This window comes from Nocardia sp. NPDC047654, assembly GCF_043205035.1.
GTDB lineage: Bacteria > Actinomycetota > Actinomycetes > Mycobacteriales > Mycobacteriaceae > Nocardia.
In genome coordinates, this window is sequence record NZ_JBIDDF010000001.1 from 1,559,316 (window position 1) to 1,585,092 (window position 25,777).

Annotated in this window: 23 protein-coding genes; 8 read left to right on the top strand and 15 right to left on the bottom strand. The window is 68.4% G+C overall.

Annotated elements, in window-relative coordinates:
• Positions 1–27: 27 nt before the first annotated feature.
• The 13 genes from ACGF7Y_RS07395 to ACGF7Y_RS07455 form a co-directional block, all read right to left on the bottom strand.
• Positions 28–1,653 carry an NADH-quinone oxidoreductase subunit M gene (locus tag ACGF7Y_RS07395; protein WP_393230331.1) on the bottom strand — a complete coding sequence of 542 codons (1,626 nt, stop codon included), beginning with the start codon at positions 1,651–1,653 and terminating at the stop codon, positions 28–30.
• On the bottom strand, positions 1,650–3,536 hold the full coding sequence (gene nuoL, locus ACGF7Y_RS07400; RefSeq protein ID WP_393230333.1) for an NADH-quinone oxidoreductase subunit L: 1,887 nt from the start codon (positions 3,534–3,536) through the stop codon (positions 1,650–1,652). The genes ACGF7Y_RS07395 and nuoL overlap by 4 nt, the downstream gene beginning before the upstream one ends.
• A 1-nt stretch (position 3,537) precedes the next feature.
• On the bottom strand, positions 3,538–3,837 hold the full coding sequence (nuoK, locus tag ACGF7Y_RS07405) for an NADH-quinone oxidoreductase subunit NuoK (protein WP_063048808.1): 300 nt from the start codon (positions 3,835–3,837) through the stop codon (positions 3,538–3,540).
• Positions 3,834–4,664: an NADH-quinone oxidoreductase subunit J gene (locus ACGF7Y_RS07410; RefSeq protein WP_393230336.1), complete on the bottom strand. Its 831-nt coding sequence runs from the start codon at positions 4,662–4,664 to the stop codon at positions 3,834–3,836. The genes nuoK and ACGF7Y_RS07410 overlap by 4 nt, the downstream gene beginning before the upstream one ends.
• Positions 4,661–6,571, bottom strand: coding sequence for an NADH-quinone oxidoreductase subunit NuoH (gene nuoH / locus ACGF7Y_RS07415; RefSeq protein WP_393230339.1), 1,911 nt, complete (start codon positions 6,569–6,571; stop codon positions 4,661–4,663). The genes ACGF7Y_RS07410 and nuoH overlap by 4 nt, the downstream gene beginning before the upstream one ends.
• A complete protein-coding gene (locus ACGF7Y_RS07420; RefSeq protein WP_393230342.1) occupies positions 6,564–9,101 on the bottom strand; it encodes an NADH-quinone oxidoreductase subunit G in 2,538 nt (845 codons plus the stop codon). The genes nuoH and ACGF7Y_RS07420 overlap by 8 nt, the downstream gene beginning before the upstream one ends.
• A complete protein-coding gene (gene nuoF / locus ACGF7Y_RS07425; protein ID WP_393230344.1) occupies positions 9,098–10,420 on the bottom strand; it encodes an NADH-quinone oxidoreductase subunit NuoF in 1,323 nt (440 codons plus the stop codon). Before nuoF ends, ACGF7Y_RS07420 begins: the two co-directional genes overlap by 4 nt.
• A complete protein-coding gene (gene nuoE, locus ACGF7Y_RS07430; RefSeq protein ID WP_393230345.1) occupies positions 10,417–11,187 on the bottom strand; it encodes an NADH-quinone oxidoreductase subunit NuoE in 771 nt (256 codons plus the stop codon). The genes nuoF and nuoE overlap by 4 nt, the downstream gene beginning before the upstream one ends.
• Positions 11,184–12,518: an NADH dehydrogenase (quinone) subunit D gene (gene nuoD, locus ACGF7Y_RS07435; RefSeq protein ID WP_393230348.1), complete on the bottom strand. Its 1,335-nt coding sequence runs from the start codon at positions 12,516–12,518 to the stop codon at positions 11,184–11,186. Before nuoD ends, nuoE begins: the two co-directional genes overlap by 4 nt.
• On the bottom strand, positions 12,518–13,294 hold the full coding sequence (locus ACGF7Y_RS07440) for an NADH-quinone oxidoreductase subunit C (RefSeq protein ID WP_393230351.1): 777 nt from the start codon (positions 13,292–13,294) through the stop codon (positions 12,518–12,520). Before ACGF7Y_RS07440 ends, nuoD begins: the two co-directional genes overlap by 1 nt.
• The gene (locus ACGF7Y_RS07445; protein WP_393230354.1) at positions 13,291–13,845 is read right to left on the bottom strand and encodes a NuoB/complex I 20 kDa subunit family protein; all 555 of its coding nucleotides are present in this window, start codon (positions 13,843–13,845) and stop codon (positions 13,291–13,293) included. Before ACGF7Y_RS07445 ends, ACGF7Y_RS07440 begins: the two co-directional genes overlap by 4 nt.
• 51 nt (positions 13,846–13,896) lie before the next feature.
• Complete coding sequence (locus tag ACGF7Y_RS07450; protein ID WP_062969000.1) at positions 13,897–14,277, bottom strand: NADH-quinone oxidoreductase subunit A; 381 nt, start codon at positions 14,275–14,277, stop codon at positions 13,897–13,899.
• Between the two features lie 475 nt (positions 14,278–14,752).
• Positions 14,753–15,172: a hypothetical protein gene (locus tag ACGF7Y_RS07455; RefSeq protein ID WP_393230356.1), complete on the bottom strand. Its 420-nt coding sequence runs from the start codon at positions 15,170–15,172 to the stop codon at positions 14,753–14,755.
• Between the two features lie 142 nt (positions 15,173–15,314).
• Here ACGF7Y_RS07455 and ACGF7Y_RS07460 point away from each other — a divergent pair, with 142 nt between their 5' ends.
• The 3 genes from ACGF7Y_RS07460 to ACGF7Y_RS07470 are packed head-to-tail and all read left to right on the top strand — an operon-like array spanning position 15,315 to position 18,881.
• On the top strand, positions 15,315–16,856 hold the full coding sequence (locus ACGF7Y_RS07460) for a hypothetical protein (protein ID WP_393230359.1): 1,542 nt from the start codon (positions 15,315–15,317) through the stop codon (positions 16,854–16,856).
• 4 nt (positions 16,857–16,860) lie between these two features.
• The gene (locus tag ACGF7Y_RS07465; RefSeq protein ID WP_393230362.1) at positions 16,861–17,304 is read left to right on the top strand and encodes a hypothetical protein; all 444 of its coding nucleotides are present in this window, start codon (positions 16,861–16,863) and stop codon (positions 17,302–17,304) included.
• Positions 17,301–18,881, top strand: coding sequence for an FHA domain-containing protein (locus tag ACGF7Y_RS07470; RefSeq protein ID WP_393230365.1), 1,581 nt, complete (start codon positions 17,301–17,303; stop codon positions 18,879–18,881). The genes ACGF7Y_RS07465 and ACGF7Y_RS07470 overlap by 4 nt, the downstream gene beginning before the upstream one ends.
• A 47-nt stretch (positions 18,882–18,928) precedes the next feature.
• Here ACGF7Y_RS07470 and ACGF7Y_RS07475 read toward each other — a convergent pair whose 3' ends face one another.
• Together ACGF7Y_RS07475 and ACGF7Y_RS07480 are read right to left on the bottom strand one after the other, a co-directional pair.
• A complete protein-coding gene (locus ACGF7Y_RS07475; protein ID WP_393230368.1) occupies positions 18,929–19,783 on the bottom strand; it encodes a class I SAM-dependent methyltransferase in 855 nt (284 codons plus the stop codon).
• A gap of 65 nt (positions 19,784–19,848) precedes the next feature.
• Positions 19,849–20,718, bottom strand: a complete 870-nt coding sequence (locus ACGF7Y_RS07480) for a LysR family transcriptional regulator (RefSeq protein WP_393230371.1) — start codon at positions 20,716–20,718, stop codon at positions 19,849–19,851.
• Positions 20,719–20,868: 150 nt separating this feature from the next.
• Between ACGF7Y_RS07480 and ACGF7Y_RS07485 the strand changes: the two genes are divergently transcribed.
• The 5 genes from ACGF7Y_RS07485 to ACGF7Y_RS07505 are packed head-to-tail and all read left to right on the top strand — an operon-like array spanning position 20,869 to position 25,743.
• Positions 20,869–22,311, top strand: coding sequence for a form I ribulose bisphosphate carboxylase large subunit (locus ACGF7Y_RS07485; RefSeq protein WP_393230374.1), 1,443 nt, complete (start codon positions 20,869–20,871; stop codon positions 22,309–22,311).
• Between the two features lie 21 nt (positions 22,312–22,332).
• A complete protein-coding gene (locus tag ACGF7Y_RS07490; RefSeq protein ID WP_043691098.1) occupies positions 22,333–22,755 on the top strand; it encodes a ribulose bisphosphate carboxylase small subunit in 423 nt (140 codons plus the stop codon).
• Entirely contained in the window at positions 22,745–23,749 is a 1,005-nt protein-coding gene (locus ACGF7Y_RS07495; RefSeq protein WP_393230376.1) for an AAA family ATPase, read from the top strand. Before ACGF7Y_RS07490 ends, ACGF7Y_RS07495 begins: the two co-directional genes overlap by 11 nt.
• A 15-nt stretch (positions 23,750–23,764) precedes the next feature.
• Positions 23,765–24,853, top strand: a complete 1,089-nt coding sequence (locus ACGF7Y_RS07500; RefSeq protein ID WP_393230379.1) for a class 1 fructose-bisphosphatase — start codon at positions 23,765–23,767, stop codon at positions 24,851–24,853.
• Between the two features lie 11 nt (positions 24,854–24,864).
• Positions 24,865–25,743 carry a phosphoribulokinase gene (locus ACGF7Y_RS07505; protein ID WP_393230382.1) on the top strand — a complete coding sequence of 293 codons (879 nt, stop codon included), beginning with the start codon at positions 24,865–24,867 and terminating at the stop codon, positions 25,741–25,743.
• Positions 25,744–25,777: the final 34 nt, after the last annotated feature.

Below are 25,777 nucleotides of genomic sequence, written 5' to 3' on the forward strand. Positions count from 1 at the left end.
CGAGTGTCGTAGCGGAGGCGAGGTCGTTCACTTGTGGGCACCTCCGGGATGGTGGGCCGAGCCCGCCTCGGGCAGTGGGGGCGTCGAGGGCGCGGGATCGTTGCGGCCGATGGTGGTGAGGGTCTGGCTCACCGCGGGATTGATGAAGTCGGTGAGGACTTTCGGATAGATGCCGAGGAACAGCAGCGCGGCGATCAGCGGGACCACCACGAGGACTTCGCGCGGTGCCAGATCATAGATCCGCTCGTTGCCCTCCTTCACCGGTCCGGTGATCATCCGCTGGTAGAGCCACAGCACATAGAGGGCCGCGAGTACCAGCGCGCTGGCGGCGATCACGGCGGCGAACCCGTAGCGGGTGAATGTCCCGATCAGCACCAGGAATTCGCTGACGAACGGGGCGAGCCCGGGAAGCGACAGCGTCGCCAGACCGGCGATGAAGAACGTCCCTGCCAGCACCGGGGCCACCTTCTGCACCCCGCCGTACTCGGCGATGAGCCGGGTCCCCCGCCGCGAGACCAGGAATCCGGCCACCAGGAACAGCGCGGCGGTGGAGATGCCGTGGTTGACCATGTACAGCGTGGCGCCGGTCTGGCCTTGGCTGGTCATGGCGAAGACACCCAGGATGATGAAGCCGAAGTGGGAAATCGAGGTGTAGGCGATCAGCCGCATCACGTCGGTCTGCCCGATGGCGAGCAGGGCGCCGTACACGATGCCGATCACCGCGAGCGTGATCACCAGCGGCGCATAGGTGTCCGACGCGCCGGGGAACAGCAGCAGGCAGTAGCGCAACATACCGAAGGTGCCGACCTTGTCCACCACCGCCATCATCAGCACCGCGCTGGACGGCGTGGCCGCGACGGCGGCGTCGGGCAGCCAGGTGTGCAGCGGCCACAGCGGTGCCTTGACCGCGAAGGCGAACATGAAGCCGAGGAACAGGGCGTTGAGCACCGCGGGTCCGGCGCCGAGTTGCCCGGCGTTGGCGGCGGCGACCACCGTGCGGAAGTCGAACGTGCCCGACGAACCCTCCCCCAGGCCTTCCCGGGCGGTGAGCACGTACAGCCCGATGACCGCGGCCAGCATGATCAGCCCGCCGAACAGGTTGTAGAGCAAGAATTTCACCGCCGCGCGGGAGCGCTGCCTGCGCAGCAGCGCGTCCCCGGTGCGCGGCCCGAACCCGCCGATGAGGAAGTACATCGGGATGAGCATCGCCTCGAAGAACACGTAGAACAGCAGGATGTCCAGGGCGACGAAGGAGATCAGCACCATCGCCTCGACGAGCAGGGTGAGCGCGACGTAGGTGTGGGCCACCCGTCTACCGCTGCCGACTTCGCGATCGTCGTGCCAGCCCGCCAGGATCAGCAATGGCACCAGCGCCGCGGTCAGCAGCACCAATACCAGCGCGATGCCGTCCAGACCGAGGGTGTACCCCGCGCCGAACGCCGGGATCCACCGATGGGATTCGACGAACTGGAACTGCGCGCCCGCGGTGTCGAAGCGCACGGCGAGCGCGATGCCGATTCCCAGCACCAGCACCGAGAAGCCCAGCGCCACCGCACGAGCGAGGGTGCGCTGCGCGGCGGGCAGCGCGAGCACGATCGCCGCACCGACGACCGGGACCAGCCACAGCGTCGTCAACCAGGGAAACTCGTTCACCACAACCTCACCGCCAGCAGGGCGGCGGCCACCAGGGCCGCGCCGGTGAACATGGACAGGGCATAGGAGCGCACGAATCCGGACTGCACTCGCCGGGCCCGGGCGGACAACCCGCCGATCAGCGCCGCCGTGCCGTTGACGACGCCGTCGATGCCGCGGTTGTCGAGGAAGACCAGCGCCCGGGTCAGGTGCTGTCCGGGCCGCATGAACCCGGCTTCGTTGACCGTGTCGCCGTACAGATCGCGCCGCGCGGCAACGGTCAGTGCGGAGACGGATTCGGGCGCGGTCTCGGGAACCTCGCGCTGCGCGTACTGCGAGTAGGCGACCGCGACACCGACGGCGACCACGCCGAGCGCGAGAATCGTGACCAGCGCAGCCGGAACGGTTTCGGTGCCGTGGTGGGCGCCGACGACCGGTTCGAGCCAATTCTGCAGCGAGGAGCCGGAGACGAACACCGCACCGGCGCCGACCGAGCCGAGGGCGAGCAGGATCATCGGACCGGTCATCACCGCGGGGGACTCGTGCGGGTGGGTGTCCGGTTTCCAGCGGCGCTCGCCGAAGAACGTCATCAGCATGACCCGCGTCATGTAGAACGCGGTCAGCCCCGCGCCGAGCAGCGCCGCCAGTCCCAGCGCGATCCCGCCCGGACCGCCTTGGTTGAACGCCGCCTCGATGATCCGGTCCTTGGAGAAGAACCCGGCGAACGGCGGCACCCCGATGATGGCGAGGTAGCCGAGGCCGAAGGTGACATAGGTGATCGGCAGCAGAGTGCGCAGTCCGCCGTAGCGGCGCATGTCGGTTTCGTCGTTCATCGCGTGCATCACCGAACCGGCGCCGAGGAACAGCCCGGCTTTGAAGAACCCGTGGGTGAGCAGATGCATGATGGCGAAGGCGTATCCGGCGGGCCCGAGTCCGGCCGCCAGCACCATGTAGCCGATCTGGCTCATCGTCGAGGCGGCGAGCGCCTTCTTGATGTCGTCCTTGGCGCAGCCGATGATCGCGCCGAACAGCAGGGTGACCGCGCCCACCAGCACCACGCCGAGGCGCGCGTTCGGTGCGAGATCGAAGATCGCGTTGGAGCGTGTGATCAGGTATACGCCCGCGGTGACCATGGTGGCCGCGTGGATGAGCGCCGACACCGGGGTGGGGCCCTCCATCGCGTCGCCGAGCCAGGACTGCAGCGGCACCTGGGCGGACTTGCCGCACGCGGCCAGCAGCAGCAACAGGCCGATCGCGGTGAGCGTGCCCTCGCTCGCACCGGGCGCGGCGCCGAACACGACGCCGAAGTCGACCGACCCGAACGTCGCGAACATCACCATCATCGCGATCGCCAAGCCCATGTCACCGACCCGGTTGACGACGAACGCCTTCTTGGCGGCCGTTGCCGCCGAAGGCTTTTCGTGCCAGAACCCGATGAGCAGGTACGAGGCCAGGCCGACGCCCTCCCAACCGAGGTAGAGCACGAGGTAGTTGTTCGCCAGGACCAGCAGCAGCATGGCCGCGAGGAACAGGTTCAAGTAGGCGAAGAACCGCCGCCGTGCCGGATCGTGGCTCATGTAACCGATCGAGTACACGTGGATCAGCGAACCGACGCCGGTGATCAGCAGCGCGAAGCACATCGACAGCTGGTCCAGTTGCAGCGCGAAATCGACCTGGAGGCCGGTCACCGGGACCCAGCTGAACAGGTCCTCGCGCACCGCGCGGTCGGCGGTGTCGCGCCCGAGCATGTCGGCGAACGCGAACACCGCGACCCCGAACGAGGCCAGCGCCATGACGGTGCCGAGCAGATGACCCCACTTGTCGGCGTAGCGTCCGGTGAGCAGCAGGACGATCGCGCCCGCCAGCGGGAGGGCGGGCAGCAGCCACAGCGTTGCGGTGTCCACGTCAGAACTTCAGCAGGTTGGCGTCGTCGACCGAGGTCGAGCGGCGGGCGCGGAAGATGGTCATGATGATGGCCAGGCCGACGACGACCTCGGCCGCGGCGACCACCATCGTGAAGAACGCGAACACCTGACCGTCCAGGTCGGCGTGCATCCGGGCGAAGGTGACGAACGCGAGGTTCACCGCGTTGAGCATGAGTTCGATGCACATGAACACGACGATGGCGTTGCGCCGCAGCAGCACTCCGGCCGCGCCGATCGTGAACAGCAGGGCGGACAGGAACAGGTAGTTCTCGGGATTCACCGGTTGCCTTCCTCGTCGCTGGGGTTGTCGGTCCCGTCCGATGCGGGCGTGGTGCCGACCGAGATGACGGCCGCTTCGGTGAGCGCCCTGGTGCGGCGGTGCCGCAGGATGGTGCTGACCGACAGTTCCTCGAACGACCCGTCGGGCAGCCGCGCGGGGACGTCCACCGCGTTGTGCCTGGCGTAGACGCCGGGAGTGGGCAGCGGCGTCGCGCGGTGCCCTTTCTCGCGGAACCGGCGGCGCGACAACTCACGCTGATCGGTACGGGGCCCGAACTGCTCGCGGTGGGCCAGCACCATGGCGCCGATGGTGGCGGTGATCAGCAGGGCTCCGGTGAGCTCGAAGGCCCACACATAGCGCAGGAAGATCAGCTCGGCCAGTTCGGCGATCACGTTGCGGCCGGGAAATCCGGTGGCGGGAAAGGTGATCCCGGATTCGCGCACGCCGTGGGCGATGCCGCCGCTGAGCAGCAGCCCGAAGCCGACGCCGACCGCGGCGGCGGCGAGCCGCTGTCCGCGGATGGTTTCTCGCAGCGATTCGGCGGAGTCGACGCCGACGAGCATCAGCACGAACAGGAACAGCATCATGACCGCGCCGGTGTAGACCACGATCTGCACGACGCCGAGGAACAGCGCGTCCTGGGCGATGTAGAACGCGGCCAGCGCGATCATCGTGGCGGCCAGGCACAGCGCGGAGTGCACCGCTCTGCGGGCGAACACCATACCGAGCGCGCCGAGCACCGCCACCGGCGCGACGATCCAGAAGTGGACGGTCTCGCCGGTGGAGGCGCGGGTCAACGGCTCCGCCGCCAGGATCAAGTCGGTCACCGTGTCGCTCCTTCCGCGGCCGCGGCGGCGGGTTGCCGCGGCGCCTCGCCCGGGTGGGGGACCGCCGTGGCACCGTTGGTGGCCGGCGCGTCGCCGGGTACCCGGCCGAGGTAGTAGTCCGCTTCGTCGGCGCCGGGGTGCATGGCGTGCGGCGGCGCGGTCATCCCGGGCTGCAGCGGCGCCAGCAACCGGTCCTTCTCGTAGATCAGGTCGGCCCGGTTGTCGTCGGTCATCTCATAGTCGTTGGTCATCGTGAGCGCCCGGGTGGGGCAGGCCTCGATGCACAATCCGCAGCCGATGCAGCGCAGATAGTTGATCTGATAGACCCGGCCGTACCGTTCACCGGGCGAAAACCGTTCGGTCTCGGTGTTGTCGGCGCCTTCGACGTAGATCGCGTCGGCGGGGCAGGCCCACGCGCACAGCTCGCAGCCGATGCACTTCTCCAAGCCGTCGGGGTGCCGGTTGAGCTGATGCCTGCCGTGGTAGCGCGGCGCGGTCGGCGTCTTCTGCTCCGGATAGAACTCGGTGTTCGGCTTCTTGAACATGGTCGCGGCGGTGACCGCGAACCCGGCCAGCGGCTCGAACAGACCGGCCTTGGTGCGGGTGGCGTCGCGCTCGTGCGCGTCGGCGGGCAGTGGCGGCACCGGGAACCCGAGGAAGACCGTCGAATCGGTGGGTTCCGCGGCCACGGGTTCCTCGACCGGCGGCGGTGTTCCCATGGCCCGGCCCGCCCGCAGGAACTGCAGCACCAGCAAGCCGGTGACCACCAAGCCGCCGATCACCAGGATCGGAGTCTGCACCGGGTACCCCTCGGTCTGCAGCACCCGCGCGGTGGCCACCACCATGACCCAGGCCAGCGAGGTCGGGATCAGCAGTTTCCAGCCGAGATTCATGAACTGGTCGTAGCGCAGCCGGGGCAATGTGCCGCGCAGCCAGATGAATACGAACAGGAATGTCCAGACCTTGGCGGTGAACCACAGCACCGGCCACCAGCCGGAGTTCGCGCCGTCCCACATGTTCAGCGGCCACGGTGCGTGCCACCCGCCCAGGAACAGGGTGGTGGCCAGCGCGGAAACCGTTCCCATATTGACGTATTCGGCCAGCATGAACATGGCGAACTTGAGCGAGGAGTACTCGGTGTGGAAGCCGCCGACCAGCTCGCCCTCGGCCTCGGGCAGGTCGAACGGGGCCCGGTTGGTCTCGCCGACCATCGAGACGCAGTAGATCAGGAACGACGGCAGCAGCAGGAACACATACCAGGTGCCCTCCTGCGCGGACACGATGCCGGAGGTGGCCATGGTGCCGCCGAGCAGGAACACGGTCGCGAAGCACAGCGCCATCGCGATCTCGTAGGAGATCACCTGCGCGGTCGAGCGCAATCCGCCCAGCAGCGGATAGGTGGAGCCCGACGACCAGCCGGCCAGCACGATGCCGTAGACACCGATGGAGGTGATCGCGAGGATGTACAGCACGGCCACCGGCAGATCGGTGAGCTGCAGCGGGGTGGTGACGCCGAAGACCGACACCTCGGGTCCGAGCGGGATCACCGCGAACGCCATGAACGCGGGCACCACCGCGATGACCGGCGCCAGGATGTAGATCGGCTTGTCCACGATCGCCGGGACGATGTCCTCTTTGAGGGCCATCTTCACGCCGTCGGCGATGCTCTGCAGCGACCCGAGGGGGCCGGTCCGGTTCGGGCCGATCCGCATCTGCATGCGTGCCACGATCTTGCGTTCCGCGAGCACCGCGATCAGCGGGATCAGCATCAGATAGACGAAGATGGCCACGGCCTTGGCGATCACCAGCCACAGCGGGTCGTGTCCGAAGCCCGCGGGGGTGTACGGATCGGAGGCAGCGGCGTGCGTGACCGTCGACGCGGTGACGAGCGTGGCGAGCTCACTCATGACGGTGCTCCTTCATCCTCTCGTCGGCGTGCCGCAGATGCACGATCGCGCCGGGCTGAACGGCGAGGTGCTCGGCGATGGAGCAGCCGGGCGAGTGCTGGGGCAGCCACACGACGCGGTCGGGCAGGTCGCTGATCATCAGGGGGAGCGTGACCGCGCCGCGGCTGGTGGCGACGGTGACCGGATCGTCGGGCTGCACGCCGAGTTCGGCGGCGGTGGCGGCCGACAGGCGCACCATCGGCGGCCGGGCGATTCCGGCCAGGTTCGGTTCGCCGTCCTGCATGCGTCCCGCGTCCAGCAGCATGCGCCAACTGGCGAGCACCGCGGTGCCGGGTTCGGGCCGCGGCAGCGGATGCGGCTCGTGCGTGGGCGCGGTGACGGGCGCGCCGTCCCACGCGCCGAGTTCGTCGAGTTCGGCGCGAGCGGACTCGACGTCGGGCAGGCCCAGGCGCACCGACATCTCCTCGGCGATGGCGTGCAGCACCCGTTGATCCGACAGCGGCGCGGACCGGCGGCGCACCATGTCCTCGCCGAGCGCGGCGGCGAACGGGCGCCGCCTGCCCTCCCAGGTGCGGAAGGTGCCGGATTTCTCCATGGCCGCGGCCACCGGGAACACCACGTCGGCGCGTTCGGTGACCGGGCTGCGGCGCAGTTCCAGGCTCACCACGAACCTGGCCGCATCGATCGCGGCCAGCGCGGCGGCCGGGTCGGGCAGGTCGGCGACGTCGACCCCGCCGATGACCAGTGCGCCGAGGCCGGAGGCGGCCTCCAGGATGGCCGTCGTGTCGCGGCCCGCGCCGACGGGCAGTTCCGGCACGTTCCAGACGGCTCGAACCTGTTGGCGGGCACGGGGGTCGGCGACCGGCCTGCCGCCGGGAAGCAGGCCGGGCAGGGTGCCCGCTTCGACCGCACCGCGTTCGCCTGCCCGGCGCGGCACCCAGGCGAGGGCGGCTCCGGTTTCGTCGGCGAGGCGCACGGCGGCCGACAGTGCGCCCACGACCCCCGCCATCCGCTCACCGACCATGATCACCGCGCCGGGTTCGCGCAGCAGCCGGGCCAGATCGGCGAGCTGGGCGGGATCCGCGCCGGGCGTGGTGATCTCGCCGGCTCGGATGGCGTCGAGCAGATGCGGTTCGGCGCCGGGCACGGCGCGCATCAGCCGTCCGGACATGCGCTCGAGCCCGCGCGAGGAGTACGGCGCCAGCGAGTAGATCGGCAGGCGGCGCTTGCGCGCGGCCTTGCGCAATCGGAGGTAGACGATCGGCGACTCTTCTTCGGGTTCGAATCCGACGAGCAGGACGACCGGTGCGGCCTCCATGCTGTCGTAGGTCACCGTGGCGGACCGGCCCGCGACGCGGGCGGCGAGGAAGTCGGCCTCCTCCGCCGAATGCGTGCGGGAACGGAAGTCGATGTCGTTGGTGCCGAGGGCGACTCGCGCGAACTTGCCGTAGGCGTAGGCGTCCTCTTCGGTGACCCGGCCGCCGACGAGCACGCCGGCGTTGCCGAACGACGCGGCCAGTCCCTCGGCGGCCGCGGCCAGCGCCTCCGACCAGGAGGCCGGTGCGAGTTCGCCGTCCCAGCCGCGCACCAGCGGGGTGGTGAGGCGATCGGGTTCGGTGGCGTAGGCGAACGCCCAGCGGCCTTTGTCGCAGTTCCACTCCTCGTTGACCTGCGGGTCGTCCCCGGCCAGCCGGCGCAGCACCTTGCCGCGCCGGTGGTCGGTGCGCTGCGCGCAACCGGAGGCGCAGTGCTCGCACACATTCGGGCTGGACACCAGGTCGAACGGACGCGCGCGGAATCGGTAGGCGGTGCCGGTGAGCGCGCCCACCGGGCAGATCTGCACGGTGTTGCCGGAGAAGTAGGAGTCCAGGGGTTCGGCCTGCGCGGTCCCGACTTGTTGCAGCGCACCGCGGTCCATCAGCTCGATGAACGGATCACCCGCGATCTGCTGGGAGAAACGGGTGCAGCGGGCGCACAGCACGCAGCGTTCCCGGTCCAGCAGCACGGCTGTCGACAGCGGAATCGGTTTCGGATAGGTGCGTTTGCGTCCGTCGAACCGCGATTCGGCGCGGCCGGTGGACATCGCCTGGTTCTGCAGCGGGCACTCGCCGCCCTTGTCGCATACCGGGCAATCGAGCGGATGGTTGATCAGCAGCAGCTCCATCACGCCCTCCTGCGCCTTGTCGGCCGCGGGAGAGGTGAGCTGGGTGCGCACCACCATGCCGTCGGTGACGGCCATGGTGCAGGAGGCGACCGGTTTGCGCTGTCCCTCGACCTCGACCAGGCATTGACGGCAGGCGCCGACCGGGTCGAGCAGCGGATGGTCGCAGAAGCGGGGGATCTGGATGCCGATCAGTTCGGCGGCCCGGATCAGCAGCGTGCCGGGCGGCACGCTGACGGCGGTGTCGTCGATGGTCACGGTCACCAGATCGGCGGGCGCGGGCCCGCCGGTGCGGTCACCCACCGTGGCAGGCCCACTCGTCGCCCGACCGCCACCCCTGATCGAATCGCTGCGCGATACCGGTTTCATCGGACCTCTTCTCCTGACTCGGCCCACGCGGTGGAGCGCGCCGGGTCGAATGGGCATCCGCCGAGCCGCAGGTGTTCGGCGTACTCCTCGCGGAAGTACTTCAGCGAGGAGATGATCGGGCTGGCCGCGCCGTCGCCGAGGGCGCAGAACGACTTGCCGTTGATGGTGTCGCTGATGTCGAGCAGCTTGTCCAGGTCGGCGGGGACGCCGGTGCCCGCTTCGATCCGTTGCAGCAGCTGCACCAGCCAGTAGGTGCCCTCCCGGCACGGGGTGCACTTGCCGCAGGATTCATGGGCGTAGAACTCCGTCCAGCGCAGCACGGCGCGCACCACGCAGGTGGTGTCGTCGAAGATCTGCAGGGCCTTGGTGCCGAGCATGGATCCCGCGCCCGCGACGCCTTCGTAGTCCAGCGGCACGTCGAGGTGTTCCTCGGTGAACAGCGGCGTAGACGAACCGCCCGGGGTCCAGAACTTCACCTGGTGCCCGGCGCGCACGCCGCCCGCGTAGCCGAGCAGTTCGCGCAACGTGACACCCAGCGGCGCTTCGTACTGGCCCGGCCGGGCCACGTGCCCGGACAGTGAGTAGAGGGTGAATCCGGGTGACCTCTCGCTGCCCATCGAGCGGAACCACGCGATGCCGTTGCGGATGATGGGCGGCACGCTGGCGATGGATTCGACGTTGTTGACCACGGTCGGGCAGGCGTAGAGACCGGCGACGGCGGGAAACGGCGGGCGCAGGCGAGGCTGGCCGCGGCGGCCTTCCAGCGAGTCCAGCAGCGCGGTCTCCTCGCCGCAGATGTAGGCGCCCGCGCCGGCGTGCACGATCAGCTCTAGGTCGTAGCCGGAGCCGAGGATGTCGTGCCCGAGGAAGCCCGCCTCGTAGGCCTGGGCTACCGCGGCCTGCAACCGTCGCAGGACCGGCACCACCTCGCCGCGGACGTAGATGAACGCGTGCGCCGCGCGAATGGCGTAGGCGGCGATGACGACACCTTCGATCAGCGCGTGCGGCGAGGCGAGCATGAGCGGAATGTCTTTGCAGGTGCCGGGTTCCGACTCGTCGGCGTTCACCACCAAGTAGTGCGGTTTGGTGACGCCGTCGGGCCCTGGGCCCTGCGGGATGAAGCTCCACTTCATGCCGGTGGGGAAGCCCGCGCCGCCGCGGCCACGCAGGCCCGCGTCCTTGACGGTCTGGATGATCTGGTCCGGTTCCATCCGCAGGGCGGTGCGCAGCGCCTGGTAGCCGTCGTGGCGTAGGTAGGCGTCCATCGTCCAGGACCGCGGATCGTCCCAGTGGGTGGTCAATACCGGGGTGAGCGTCATCGCGGGCCCTCCGGATCCTCTTGCGGCGCAGGGGCTTGCATGCCCTGTTCGCGGGCGATCCGCAGACCGGCGAGCGTGGCCGAGCCCGCGGCGCCGTCGAGCACGCCGGGGCGCTCGTCCGGGAACCCGGCCAGGATGCGCGCGGTCTGCTTGAACGTGCACAGCGGCGCGCCCCTGGTGGGAGTGACCTGCTGTCCGGCGCGCAGCGCGTCCACCAGGGCGCGGGCGGATTCGGGGGTCTGGTTGTCGAAGAACTCCCAGTTGACCATCACCACCGGCGCGAAATCGCAGGCCGCGTTGCACTCGACGTGCTCGAGCGTGATCGATCCGTCCGCCGTGGTCTCGCCGTGCCCGATGCCGAGATGGTGCTCGAGCGTGGCGAGGATGGCATCGCCGCCCAGCACCGCGCAGAGCGTGTTGGTGCACACTCCGACGTGGTAGTCGCCGGTGGGTGTGCGCCGGAACATCGAGTAGAAGGTGGCCACCGCGGTGACTTCGGCGCCGGTCAGGCCCAACTGCTCGGCACAGAATTCGATCCCGGTTCCGGTGACGTAGCCCTCCTCGGACTGCACCAGGTGCAGCAGGGGCAGCAGCGCCGAGCGCGGATGCGGATAGCGCGCGATGATCTCCTTGGCGTCGGTCTCGAGTCGCTCGCGCACGAAGGGCTGGTAGGGCTCGGGCCGGGTGCCGAGCTTCAGCAGGACTCGCGTCCCGCCCAGCCCGCGGTCACCGCCGTCGGTGGATTCGCTGTGCGATGTCGGGTTCATCGGTCCACTCCGCCCATGACCGGGTCGATACTGGCGACCGAGGCGATGACGTCGGCGACCATGCCGCCCTCGCACATCGCCGCGACCGCTTGCAGATTGGTGAACGAGGGGTCGCGATAGTGCACCCGGTAGGGCCGGGTGCCGCCGTCGCTGACCATGTGCACGCCCAGCTCGCCGCGCGGTGACTCCACCGCCGTGTACACCTGGCCCGCTGGGACGCGGATGCCTTCGGTGACCAGCTTGAAGTGGTGGATCAGCCCCTCCATGGAGGTGCCCATGATCTTGCCGATGTGCCGGGGCGAGTTGCCGAGGCCGTCCGCGCCGACCTGGAGGTCGGCAGGCCAGGCGATCTTCTTGTCATCGATCATGACCGGGCCCGGCCGCAGCCGGTCCAGGCACTGCTCGACGATCTTCAGCGACTCCTTCATCTCCTCCACCCGGATGACGTAGCGGCCGTAGCAGTCGCACCCGCTGGTGGTGGGGACGTCGAATTCGTAGTTCTCGTAGCCGCAGTAGGGCTGGGCTTTGCGGATGTCGTGCGGCAGGCCGGTGGCGCGCAGCACCGGGCCGGTGATGCCGAGGGCCATGCACCCCTGCAGGTCGAGATAGCCGATGTTCTGGGTGCGCGCCTTCCAGATCGGGTTGGCGGTGAGCAGGTGTTCCATGTCGCGCAGCCGTTTGGGCAGCAGTGCGAGCAGTTCGCGTACCTTGGTGACCCCGTTGTCGGGCAGATCCTGGGCCAGGCCGCCGGGGCGGATGTACGCGTGGTTCATGCGCAGTCCGGTGATCGTCTCGAACACGTCGAGGATCAGCTCGCGTTCGCGGAAGCCGAACAGCATCGGCGTCAGCGCGCCGAGTTCCATGCCGCCGGTGGCCAGGGCGACCAGATGCGAGGAGATGCGGTTGAGTTCCATCAGCAGCACGCGGACGATCGTGGCGCGCTCCGGGATCTGCTCGGTGATGTCGAGCAGTTTCTCCACGCCCAGGCAGTAGGCCGTCTCGTTGTAGAACGGCGACAGGTAGTCCATGCGGGTGACGAAGGTGACGCCCTGGGTCCAGTTGCGGAATTCGAGATTCTTCTCGATCCCGGTGTGCAGGTAACCGATTCCGCAGCGCGCCTCGGTGACCGTTTCGCCTTCGATCTCCAGGATCAGGCGCAGCACACCGTGCGTGGACGGGTGCTGCGGGCCCATGTTGACGACGATGCGTTCCTCGCCCGCGCCGGCCAGCGTCTCGGCCACCTGGTCCCAGTCCTGCCCCGCCACGGTGACCGTGACGGGCTCGGGTGCGACGCCCTCGGCGACGCCGGGCGCGGTGTCGATGTCGTTCATCAGCTGTAAGCCCTCCGCTCGTCGGGCGGCGGGATGCGCGCGCCCTTGTATTCGACCGGGATCCCGCCGAGCGGGTAGTCCTTGCGCTGGGGGTGGCCGCGCCAGTCGTCCGGCATGGTGATCCGGGTCAGCGAGGGGTGCCCGTCGAACAAGATGCCGAAGAAGTCGTAGGTCTCGCGCTCGTGCCAGTCGGTGGTCGGGTACACCTCGTAGAGCGAGGGAATATGCGGGTCCGCGTCCGGTGCGGAGACCTCCACCCGCACGCGGCGGTTGTGCGTGATCGACATGAGGTGATAAACGGCGTGCAGTTCACGGCCGGAATCCTCCGGGTAGTGCACCCCGTCGACGCCGAGGCAGAGTTCGAAACGCAGTGCGGGATCGTCGCGCAGCGCGCGCGCCACCGGCAGCAGTTGCTCCCGGTGCACGTGCAGGGTGAGCTCGCCGCGGAAGACGATCACCTTCTCCAGCGCCGCTTCCGAGTGGGTGCCGGCGGCGGTGAGGGCGGCGCGCAGCGCGTCGACCACATGGTCGAAATACCCGCCGTAGGGGGCGGGCGTGCTGCCGGGCAGAGTGACCGGGCGGACCAGGCCGCCGTAACCGGAGGTGTCGCCGGTGCCGGTGACGCCGAACATGCCGCGGCGCACCCCGATCACGTCGGCTCCGCTCTGCGCGGAATCCTCCTCCGGCAAAGTGCCTTCGGGGCCCGCTGTGGCCGCGGCGTCGATCGCGTCGTGCGCGGGCGGGATGTCGGTGTCGTCGGGGGTGTCGAAGGTCATCGCAGCAGACCCTCCATCCGGATGGTCGGCGTCGAGGCGAGCGCGGCCTGTTCGGCGGCGCGGATGGCCTCTTCGCGGTTGACGCCGAGCGGCATCTGCTGAATCTTGTCGTGCAGTGCCAGAATCGCGTTCAGCAGCATCTCCGGCCGGGGCGGGCAGCCGGGCAGGTAGATGTCGACCGGCACCACATGATCGACGCCCTGCACGATGGCGTAGTTGTTGAACATCCCGCCCGACGAGGCGCAGACGCCCATCGCCAGCACCCATTTCGGTTCGGTCATCTGGTCGTAGACCTGGCGCAGGACCGGGGCCATCTTCTGGCTCACCCGGCCCGCGACGATCATCAGATCCGCCTGCCGCGGCGAGGCGCGGAATGCTTCCATGCCGAAGCGGGCGATATCGAAGCGGCCCCCGCCGGTGGCCATCATTTCGATGGCGCAGCAGGCCAGCCCGAAGGTGGCCGGCCATAGGGAGCCCTTGCGCAGGTATCCGGCGAAATCCTCGACCGTGCTCAGCAAGAAGCCGCTGGGCAGTTTTTCCTCGAGACCCATGTTCTACTGACTCGCTTCCACTCGTCTGCTACGAATTCGGTTGCGCGGCATTCAGTCCCAACTGAGACCGCCGCGCTTCCACTCGTAGGCGTAGGCCACCGAGACGTTGACGATGAACAACGCCATCGCGGCGAGACCGAAGAGACCGAGCGCATCGAAGTGGACTGCCCACGGGTAGAGGAACACGATCTCGATGTCGAAGATGATGAACAACATCGCGGTGAGGTAGTACTTCACCGGAAAGCGTTGTCCCGTAACGTTTCCTGGACCCCCCGCCACGGCATGCGGGGTGGGTTCGATCCCGCATTCGTACGGTTCCAGCTTCGCCCGATTGCGCCGCTTCGGCCCGACCAGGGCCGATAGGGCGATGGAGAACAGCGCGAACGCCGCCGCGATCGCGCCGAGTACGAGCGTCGGCACCTCGATATTCACGACTGCACTTCCCCTCTTGCGAGCTGCAGCTGATAACAGCGTCCGAGGCGGGCTGACGTCGGTGTCCGCCTCGAACGGACTCGCCCCTCGGCTCCACTCGGAACCGGTCATTCCTGGATCCGGTTCCGTGTGAGGTAGGGCACAGCCTACAACCGAACGGTCGCTCCGCAGCGGGTTTGGGGCCGCCGTTTGATCGAATTCAGTACAAGCATTTATGACCGAAACGGTGGTAATCCGCGCAGGCGCTCGCGTCGTTGGGTGAACGGTCAGTTGGCTGGTGGCCGACGGCGGATATCGCGATGTCGAATGTGGTCCCGAGCGGGATCAGAGTCCGCAACGGCAAGGGATGCGCGGTGCCCGGGAGGGCTGTCGAGGGAAGGCTTGAAACGGGCTTTCTCCGCGCCGAAGCGCGCTCGGGAGCTGTCCGCGACTAATTCATGATCGCTATGAATGGTACGAGGTGGGGCCTCGGTCTTCAGACCGCGGAACGGCTGCGCAGCAGCGCGACAACGGCCTCGGTGAGCCGGAGCGGATCGATGGGATGCGCCACCGCGGCCTCCGCGCGGGACCAGTTCGCCAGCCAGGCGTCGTCCGGACGCCCGGTCAGCACCAGAATCGGCGGGCAGGCGTCCACTTCGTCCTTCAATTGCTTGGCGATGCCGAGTCCGCCGGTCGGGCTCGCCTCACCGTCCAGAACGGCCAGGTCTATGCCACCGGCATCCATCTGCGCGATCACCACCGGACCGGTGGCGACCTCGAGGTACTCGAACTCCGGTAACTCCGGGCTGGGACGCTTGCCCAAGGCCTGGATCACCTGGCGCCTGGTGTCGGCGTCGTTGCTGTACACGAGAACCCGCAGAGGGGTGGAACGAGGGGAATCGGCCACGAACGGCATGGTACGTCCGCGAGGGCGGACCGCGTGGCAGGTTCGGCGCAGATGGTGTCGCGCGCGTCGTGCACCGCGCGTCAGCAGCGGCATCATCGGCCGAAAGCCGATGGCAAGCAGTTGATAAGAATCTGCCGGTAGAGTCCGCCCAATGCGGGGAGATATCACCCAGGCCCTCGTCGGCACCGACGTATGGACCGATGAAATGCTGGGCAGCGCCGGGATTCCGGTGATCGACGTGCCGTTCGTGACCATCGGCAGCGGAATCGGATCGTTCGTCACCTACGACACGCTGCGGATCTTCGGCGTGCCCGCCGAGGCGATGGCGGTGCTCGGCCCGCAGGAGCACCCCTGGGCCTCCTACGAGTACCTGACCCGGGTCTCGCAGATTCCGCGCGGCGAGCGCCTGCGCAGCGACTCGGCCTCGATGCCGGACAACATGTGGGGTTTTCCCTCGTACGCGGTGCGGGAGGCCGTCGCGGACAAGTCGATCAAACCGCTGTGGAACGTCTTCGTCGAGCCCATCTTCGCCAACTACTACACCCCGCGCGCGGGCCAGGCGTTCGCCGCCATGGAGCGGGAGTTCCACCGCATCGGCTACGCCCGGTCCCTGCATCGCGGCCAGGTACGCATGGTGCGCAAGCGCCAGGGCGGCGGATATTTCACCATCCTCACCCCGCCGGCGGGTGCGGCGCCGACCAAGCGGGTCGCCTTCCGCAGCACGTATGTCCATGTGGCGGTGGGGTATCCGGGTCTGAAGCTACTGCCGGACCTGCAGGAGTATCGCGAGACCCACCGTGACCCGACGCGGGTGGTCAACGCCTACGAGCCGCACGAGCACGTCTACCAGGCGCTGCAGCGGCGCCCCGGTACCGTGCTGATCCGCGGCAGCGGAATCGTGGCCAGCCGCGTCCTGCAACGGCTCATCGACGACCGCGACAAGTACCGGCTCGACACCCGGATCCTGCACCTGTTCCGCACGTATGTCGCAGGCCCGCACGGCAAGAACATCTTCAGCAGGCGCAAGGGCGGCGACGGGTGGGCCTATCAGGGGTTCAACTACCCGAAGTCGGTGTGGGGCGGTCAGTTGAAGCAGAAAGTGCGCAACCTGCAAGGTGAGGAACGGGCGCGGGCGTACAAGGAGATCTCCGGCACCAATACCCCGATCCGGGACAACTGGCAGGAACAGTTGCGCCGGGGCCGCAGGGAGGGGTGGTATCAGGTGATGGCGGGCACGATGCGGGCTCCGCGCCCCGCAGGGGGACGCCAAGGCGTGGTCGCGACGATTCTTCCGGACGCCACTGCGCCGCTGCCGTTTCCGCCGCCGACGCAACCGTTCGACACGACCGTCGACTACATCGTCGACTGCACCGGGTTGGAAGCCGACATCCGCGAGCACCGTCTGCTGGCCGACCTGCTCGACCACGCCGGCGCCGGGCGCAATCCGCTGGGCAGGCTCGACGTGGACACCTCGTTCGAGCTGATCGGCACCCGCAGCGGCGCCGGGCGGATGTACGCCTCCGGCAGCGCCACACTGGGCGGGCCGTTCGCCGGTGTGGACACTTTCCTGGGGCTGCAGATCGCCGCGCAGGAGATCGCCGACGATCTGGCCGCGGTCGGGTTCTGCCGCAGGATGGGTCCGCTGCGCTCGACGCGGCAATGGTGGCTGTGGTTTACGAACGAGAAGATCTGAGCACATGCTTCCTACCTTGAACGGGCGAATCCAGACCCGTCTTCTCGCGCTGAGCGTGATCGGCTTCGTCGTCGCGCTGATCATCACCCCGTTTCTGCCGACCGGCTCGTGGAGCATCGGTCAGGCGTACCGGGTGACGTTGTCGGTCCTGCTGGCTACCGTTCTGGTCGGTGTGCTCTGGGAATTGCTCTACCATTTCCTGCAGCAGTTCCGCTGGGAGAAGGACTGGCCGACTCTGTTCGGTCTGGTCACCATCGTCAACGAGGGGGCGCTGATGTGGGTCCTCGTGCGCCACACCACGGTGGTGTTGCCCGAACATCTGCGTCCCTCGCCTGCGGCGTTCGGCATTCAATTCGTTCTCACGTGGATCGTCTTCTGGCTCATCGTGAACGGGCCGATGCGGGTGGTGTTCCACCGGTGGCGGTTCCAGGGCGGCCGATTCCTGTGAGCGCGCAGATCGAGGTGCTGCCCGGCGCCCATCTGGTGGCGAGTGCGAGCGGCGTGGTCGTGGTCGTCGCGCATCGGGGCGACAGCGCCGTGACGGCGGAGACGATGGCGGCCCGGACGATGACGGCGCTGCTGGACATCGTGCGTGAAGCCGTCGCGCGCGACCGGCGTCGCAGCGGGCGTGCGGTGGCGCGACTGGCCACGACGTGGCTGATGAGCCTGTCCAACGGTGAGGAGGACGAGGTCGAATTCGGGGTGATCACGCCGGTGGACGACGGCCTCGCGGTGTTCCTGCACGGTGGGGTCACCGCGGTGCTCGCCGGTCCCGGCCACCCGGAGGTGCTGCGCGGCCGGGACGCCGGATTCACCGTCGACCGCATGGTGACTCCCGCACCCGTCGGCGGCGCGGGATTGTTCGTGGACGAGGCGGGCTGGGCGGCGGAGGCCCTGCCGGGACGCGGGATCTTCGCGCTCGGCGAGGGGACCGCTCCGGGGTCGGGTGCGGTGCGGTGGCCGGGTGCGCTGCCCGGCGCGATCGACGGCGAACCGGAGAACCGGGGCGTCACCGAGTCCATGCGGCCATCCCGATCGGCGCACGAGCCGCCCCCGGCCACATCGGCACGGGAGCCCGGCCTCGCACCCCGGCGAACGGCGGCGCCGCGGCGCCTCGAAGGACGAGCAGCGGCCGAACCGCCTGTCGTCCCGGAGCCGCCCTCGGTCGCGGCGTCGCAACCGCACCCTGCCACGGGGCCGCAGCTCGCGCAGCAACCGCATCGTCTCGCGACACAGCCGGGTTCCGAGCAGGTGTCCGGAGCGCCGCCACGGCGGGCGCCGAGTCTGCGCAAAGGTGAGGAATCCAACGACACCGCAACGGAAGTCGATCTCCAGGCGGCGCCGCGGCGGGCCGCGCCACGCGAAGGCATGACACCCCCGGTCGCGCAGCCGGTAACGCCGGGTTCCGAGCAGGGTCCGGCGCGGCCCGCCCATCGCACCGATCGGGAATACGCGATCGCCAACGACGCGAATCTCGCCGAGACGATGGTGCCCTCCTCCGAGGTCGTCGCGGACGCGCTCGGCTCGACCGGTTCGAACCCGCTGGGGCACCGGGTGATCGTGCACGGCTTCCAGTGCGCCCGGCATCATCACAACGATCCGCGAGTGTCGTTCTGCGCGGTGTGCGGCATCCGGATGGATCAGCTCACCTGCGTGCTCAGCGAAGGGGTTCGCCCACCGCTGGGTGTGCTGCTACTAGACGACGGCACGTCGTTCGTGCTGGACAACGACTGCGTTCTCGGTCGCGAGCCGGAGTATTCAGAGGCGGTCGCGCGTGGCGCGCGCCCGATACGGCTGGAGGACAGCTCCGGCGGGATGTCGCGAGCACACGCGGAGATCCGCCTCGTGGACTGGGACGTCACGGTCGTGGACGGCGGTTCCACCAACGGCACCCACATTCGTCATCCCGGACGCCAGGACTGGGTCCGGGCGGCCCCTGGCCTACCGATAACCCTCGCCCCGGGCGCCCAGATCCAACTGGGCGGCCGGGTCCTGACCTTCGACTCTCAGCACGGCCAGCTGTAACCGCGGGCCGCAGCGCCGATCGCCACGGTCCGCGGCGGCGGCCGTGGTCAGGCGTGGCGGAAGCGGATGATGCCCGACCAGGGGTTGCGCATAGGCTTGCGGGGGTCGGGCTGGGGGAGATAGGTGAATGGGCGCAGGTACCAAGGTGCACGGCGGAACTTGCGGGCGTGCACCAGCAGGTTCTCCAGCTCGACCGGCTGCCAGCCGAGGTCTTCGAAGAAGCGGACGCCGTCGGGTGGCTCGAACTTCATCGGCGCGTTGGCGAAGGTGTCCCCGGAACGCATCTTCTTCATGCCCAGGCTCAGGTCGAGCAGCCACCAGGCGATTTCGGGACGGGTCAGGGCGTCCGCCAGGTCGGTGACCGTAGGCGGATCGAGGTACATCAGCAGCCCCTCGGTGAGCACCAGTGCCTTCGACGCAGGGGCGGTGACCGGGCCGATCGCGCCGAGCGCCTCGTCGAGGAACTTCCCGCGGGCCTCGGGGTCGGCCAGATCGACCGCTCGGCGCAGGAGGACGCAGTGCGGCGTCTCACCGGCGAGCGCGTCGTCCTTCTCGGCGACGATCCCCGGCAGGTCCGCCTCGATCCAGAGCAGCTCGGCCGGGAGCTCGAGCCGATAGGGTCGGGTGTCCAGGCCGGCGGCGAGGTTGAGCACACGATCGCAACCCTCGGTGATCGCTTTGGCGACGAGGTCGTCGATCAGCTTGGTCCTGGTGACGATCGGCCACCCGTCCCGCATCATGGAGGGTGCGCTGTCGGCGATGGCATGGCCGCGTTCTCCGGCCAGCCGGTCGGCGAGCGGATCGCGGAACAGCGCGTCCCGGCGCGTCGTCTCGCGCGCACGGTAGGCCGCGACCCAGCGCGCGGTGTCGGACACGTCGGACGGTATGTCCCCTCGGGTCATGGCAGCCAGTCTGTCACATCGATCCGGCGATTCTCCGCGCCCGGCCGCCGTGCCCGGGAGCGCGATCAACCGGGGTGGAAGGCGTCGGACCCGACCTCGGCCGGGTCGAGCAGATGGGTGAGGAACAGCCGGGTGGTCGGCGTCGGAGTGCCAGTGGTGATGGCATGCCACGGACGGTCCAGCGGAGTGCCCTCGACCGGCAGCACGCGCAGCACACCGTTCTCCAGATCATGGGAGATGGCATCGCTGTGGATCAGCGTGACGCCGAGGCCTTCTCGCGCGGCGGCCAGGACGGCGCCGTGCGAACCGAGGGTCAGCGTGGCCGGTTCGATCCGCAGCTGGTCGAGCAGGCCGAGGGTGGCCTCGCGGGTGCCGGAGCCACGCCCGCGCAGCAGCCAGGTGGCGTGCAGCGGATCGAATTCCGGCAGGCCGACCACGACCAGGCTGCTCGGCCGCCGGGCGCGCACCACCAGCCCGGTGTCGCGCGGTGGGCGGCCCGCGATGACGAGATCCGTTTCGTGATGCTGCAATTCGAGGAACAGCGCGTCGCGCGGATGCACCGACAGGCTCAGTTCGATGTCGGGGAACCGGCGGCGGAACGACGCGAGCGGCCGCAGCAGAACGTATTCACCCGCGGTGGCGACCACGCCGATCCGCAGGCGCCCGGTCTCGGCGCGGCGCACCGCGGCCTGCGCCTCCTTCATCAGGCCGAGGATGCCGCGGCAGTATTCGGCGTAGACGCGGCCTGCCTCGGTGAGCGTGATGCCGCGGCCGGACTTCGCGATCAGCTTCGCCCCCAGCTGTTTCTCGATATGCGCGACGGCCGCGGAGACGGCGGCTTCGGTGATGTGCAGTTGCGCCGCGGCGCGGCGAATGCCGCCGTGGCGGGCGACGGCCAGGAAGGTTTCCATCCGTGCCGCGCTCACCATACCCATCGAACGACGGTAACAAACTCGACGAAAACGTTGAGTATCGCGAGAAACAATCAAATTGTTTGTCGGTATCCGGCAAGTCATCCTGGAAATCCCAAGGCACGCCCGTTCGCCCGGGTGCGGGTGTCCCGCAGTGGCACAGCAGGAGGAACGATGGCCGAAGAAATCGAACGCGACCGCTGGGATCCGGGTGTCCAAACCTACGCCTCGATGGGGTATTACGCGCCCGACTACCAGCCGACGGAGACCGACGTGCTAGCCGTGTTCCGGGTGACCCCGCAGCACGGCGTCGATCCGATCGAGGCGGCCGCCGCGGTGGCGGGTGAATCCTCCACGGCCACTTGGACTGTGGTGTGGACCGACCGGCTCACCGCGCACTCGCGCTATCAGGCGAAGTGCTACCGCATCGACGAGGTCCCGGGTCGGCCGGGCGAGTACTTCGCCTACATCGCCTACGATCTCGACCTGTTCGAGGAGGGATCGATCACCAACCTGACCTCGTCGATCATCGGCAACGTGTTCGGTTTCAAGCCGCTGCTGGCGCTGCGGCTGGAAGACATGCGCATTCCGGTGGCATACGTGAAGACGTTCCAGGGGCCGCCGCACGGCACGGTGATGGAACGCGAATATCTCAACAAATACGGTAGGCCCCTGCTCGGTGCGACGGTGAAACCGAAACTCGGGCTATCGGCGCGCAATTACGGCCGGGTGATCTACGAGGCGTGCAAAGGCGGCCTGGATTTCACCAAGGACGACGAGAACATCAACTCCCAGCCGTTCATGCGCTGGCGCGACCGATACCTGTTCGCGATGGAGGGCGTCAACCGCGCGATGGCCGAGACCGGCGAGATCAAAGGCCACTACCTCAATGTGACCGCGGCGTCGATGGAGCAGATGTACGAGCGCGCGGAGTTCGCCAAGGAACTCGGCAGCGTCGTCATCATGATGGACCTCACCGTCGGATTCACCGCGATGCAGTCGATGTCGCACTGGGCGCGCCGCAACGGGGTGCTGCTGCATCTGCATCGCGCCGGGCATTCCACCTACACCCGGCAGAAGACGCACGGTGTCAGTTTCCGGGTGCTGGCCAAGTGGTGCAGGCTGATCGGCGTCGATCATCTGCACGCGGGCACCGTGGTAGGCAAGCTGGAGGGCGATCCCGCGACGACCAAAGGGTTCTACGACACTCTGCGGGACAACCACATCCGGACCGAGCCGGCCAACGGGATCTTCTTCGACCAGTACTGGGCGAGCCTGCCCGGCGTGATGCCGGTGGCCTCCGGCGGTATCCATGCCGGGCAGATGCATCAGTTGCTCGACCTGTTCGGCGACGACGTGGTGTTGCAGTTCGGCGGTGGCACGATCGGGCATCCGCTCGGCATCGCCGCGGGCGCGGAGGCGAACCGGGTCGCGCTGGAGGCGGTCGTGCAGGCCCGCAACGAGGGCCGTGACCTGCTGAAGGAGGGCCCCGAGGTGTTGCGCAAGGCGGCCGAGATCTGCCGCCCGCTCGACGTCGCCCTCGCTACCTGGGGCGATGTCACCTTCGATTACACCTCCACCGACGCGCCGGACGCCGTGCCGACGGCCAGCCGCTGACCATCCCGGAAGGACCAACCGATGTATCTACGGCACGGAACGTTCTGCTACCTGCCGCCGCTGACCGATGAGCAGATCGCCGCCCAGGTGCGCTACGCGCTGCTCAACAGCTGGCCGGTATCCATCGAATACACCGACGATCCGCATCCACGCAACGCCTACTGGGAGATGTGGGGACTGCCGCTGTTCGACCTGGACGAGCCCGACGGTGTCCTGGCCGAGATCAACGCCTGCCGAGCCACTTTCCCGCGGCACTACGTGCGGGTGCTGGCCTACGACGCCCGTTATACCAGGCAGACGACAGCACTGAGTTTCCTGGTGCAGCGGCCGCCCGACGAGCCCGGCTTCGTGCTGACCCGCACCGAGGGACCGGACCGCAGGCAGACCTACGGCCTGCACTCGTATGCCACGACCGTCCGCCCGGGAGACCGGTATGGCGGCTGAGCCCAACGGCTCGGGATTCCGTCTGCACCGGCCGGGGACCGATGTTCCCGGCGCGGTGCGGACGGCGCCCGCCGAAACGGAGGCGCCGGAGATCCTGGGCGAGGACGCGGTGCTGGATCTGTCGGCCGACATCGCAGGCCACGACGTCGAGGAGACGCTGCGCAGACTGGACGCGGAACTGATCGGCCTGGCCCCGGTGAAGCGGCGGGTGCGCGAGATCGCGGCGCTGCTGCTGATCGACCGCGCGCGGCAACGATTCGGGCTGACTTCATCGCGGCCGACCATGCACATGAGCTTCACCGGCGGGCCGGGCACGGGCAAGACCACGGTGGCATTGCGGATGGCGCAGATGCTGCACGCGCTCGGCTACATCCGCAAACCCAAGGTACACTCCGTCACTCGTGACGACCTGGTGGGCCAGTTCATCGGGCACACCGCTCCCAAGACGAAGGAGGCGCTGGCCAAGGCGGCGGGCGGCGTGCTGTTCATCGACGAGGCCTACTACCTGTTCCGGCCGGAGAACGAACGCGATTACGGGCAGGAGGTGATCGAGATCCTGTTGCAGGAGATGGAGAACGAGCGCGCCAGCCTGGTGGTGATCTTCGCGGGATACCCGGACCGGATGGATCGCTTCTTCTCGGCCAACCCCGGCCTGTCCTCGCGGGTGGCCCACCACTTGGAGTTCGCCGACTACACCCACGCCGAGCTGCTGGACATCGCCGGACTCATGGTGGCCGCGGAGAACTTCCATTTCGACGACGCGGCGCGCAGCGCTTTCGGGGAGTACCTGGAACACCGGATGGCCCGTCCGCGCTTCTCCAACGCGCGCAGCGTTCGCAATGCGCTGGACCGCTGCCGGTTGCGGCAGGCCAAGCGGCTCGTCGAGCTGCGCAGACCACTGACCAAGACCGATTTGATCACGCTCACCGATCAGGATGTGTACGGCAGCAGCGTGTTCACCGACCCCGGGCCCGCCGCACGAGCCCCCCGGTGACGAGATCGAGGCGCTATGCCAGAAGGACTGAAGACCCTCACCCGCTACACCATCGAGCAGGAGCATCGGCATCCCGGCTCGTCCGGTGAGTTCTCCGCCCTGGTGAACGTGATCGCGACCGCGACGAAGATCGTCGCCAATCAGGTCACCCGCGGCGCGATCGTCGGATCGCTCGGCCCCTCGGGGCCGGACAACCCCCCGCCGACGGTGCACCGCGAACCGGACGTGATCGCCAACGACATCATGGTCGCCGAAACCCAGTGGACCGGCCATCTTTCGGCGTTGCTCTCCGAACAGATCAGCGAGATCCATCCGGTGCCCGCCACACATCGGCGCGGGAAATACCTGCTCGCGTTCGATCCCCTGGACGGTTCGTCGAACATCGACGTGAACCTTCCGGTGGGCACGATCTTCAGCGTGCTGCGCGCGCCCGTGCGGGACACCGGGTCGCAGGAGGGTCCGGCCGCGGATGACTTCCTGCAGTCCGGTGTCGAGCAGGTGTGCGCGGGGTTCACGCTGTACGGGCCCGCGACCATGCTGGTGCTGACCACCGGCAGCGGCGTGGACGGGTTCACCCTGGACCGGGAGATCGGCGCGTTCGTGCTGACCCACCCGCGGATGCGCATTCCCGAGGACACCTCCGGTTTCGCGATCAACGCGGCCAACGAGCGCTTCTGGGAGCGACCCGTGCGCCGCTACGTGCACGAGTGCCTGGACGGCGTGGACGGGCCACGCGAGCGGGATTTCAACATGCGCTGGGTGGCATCGCTGGTCGCCGACACCTTCCACATCCTCACGCGGGGCGGGGTGTACCTGTATCCGCGCGACACCCGCCCGCCCGCGCGTCCGGGGCGGGTGGCGTTGCTCTACGGCGCCAACCCGATCGCGTTCATCGTCGAGCAGGCCGGCGGCGCGGCGACCACCGGCAGCGAGCGGGTGCTGGAAGTGCTGCCCGGGGATGTCCACCAGCGGGTGCCGCTGATCTTCGGCTCCCGCAACGAAGTGGAGCGCATCGAGCGGTATCACCGTGAACCCGACGAGGGGCCCAGCTTCGACAGTTCGCTGTTCGGCAGGCGGTCGCTGTTTCGTCCGGCCCAGCGCTGAAGAGGAGAACCATGTCGGTCAAGCACCCGGTCGTCGCGATCACCGGATCCTCCGGGGCGGGCACCTCCAGCGTGACCCGGACCTTCCAGGAGATCTTCCGCCGCGAGGGAGTCACCGCGGCCGTTGTCGAGGGCGACGCGTTCCACCGCTACGACCGCAACGAGATGAAACTGGCCATGGCCGAGGCCGAGCAGACCCGCAATCTGCGTTTCTCGCATTTCGGTGAGGAAGCCAACCTGCTGAAAGAACTGGAGACGCTGTTCCGCGACTACGGCGAGACCGGCGTCGGGACCGTGCGCCGATACCTGCACGACGAGACCGAGGCCAAGCCCTACGGACAGTCACCGGGAACCTTCACGCCGTGGGAGGAATTGCCGCCGGGCAGCGATCTGCTGTTCTACGAGGGCCTGCACGGTGCGGCGGTCACCTCCACGGTCGATGTGGCCCGGTACACCGATCTGCTGGTCGGCGTCGTGCCGATCATCAATCTGGAGTGGATTCAGAAGGTGATCCGGGACAAGACCGAGCGCGGCTACTCCAGCGAGGCCGTGATCGACACGATCCTGCGGCGGATGCCGGACTACGTCACCTACATCTGCCCGCAATTCTCCCGCACCTACGTCAACTTCCAGCGCGTGCCGACGGTGGACACGTCCAATCCGTTCATCGCGCGCACCATTCCGACGGCGGACGAGAGTTTCGTGGTGATCCGGTTCGCCGACCCGAAGGTGATCGACTTCCCCTATCTGCTGTCGATGCTGCACGACTCGTTCATGTCGCGGTCGAACTGCATCGTTGTACCCGGCGGCAAGATGGAGCTGGCCATGCAGCTGATCTTCACGCCGCTGATCCTGCGGTTGATGGACAAGCGGCCGAAACGGTCGTACTGAGGGATGGCGCGGCCGCTGCCCGGTACCGCGAGCG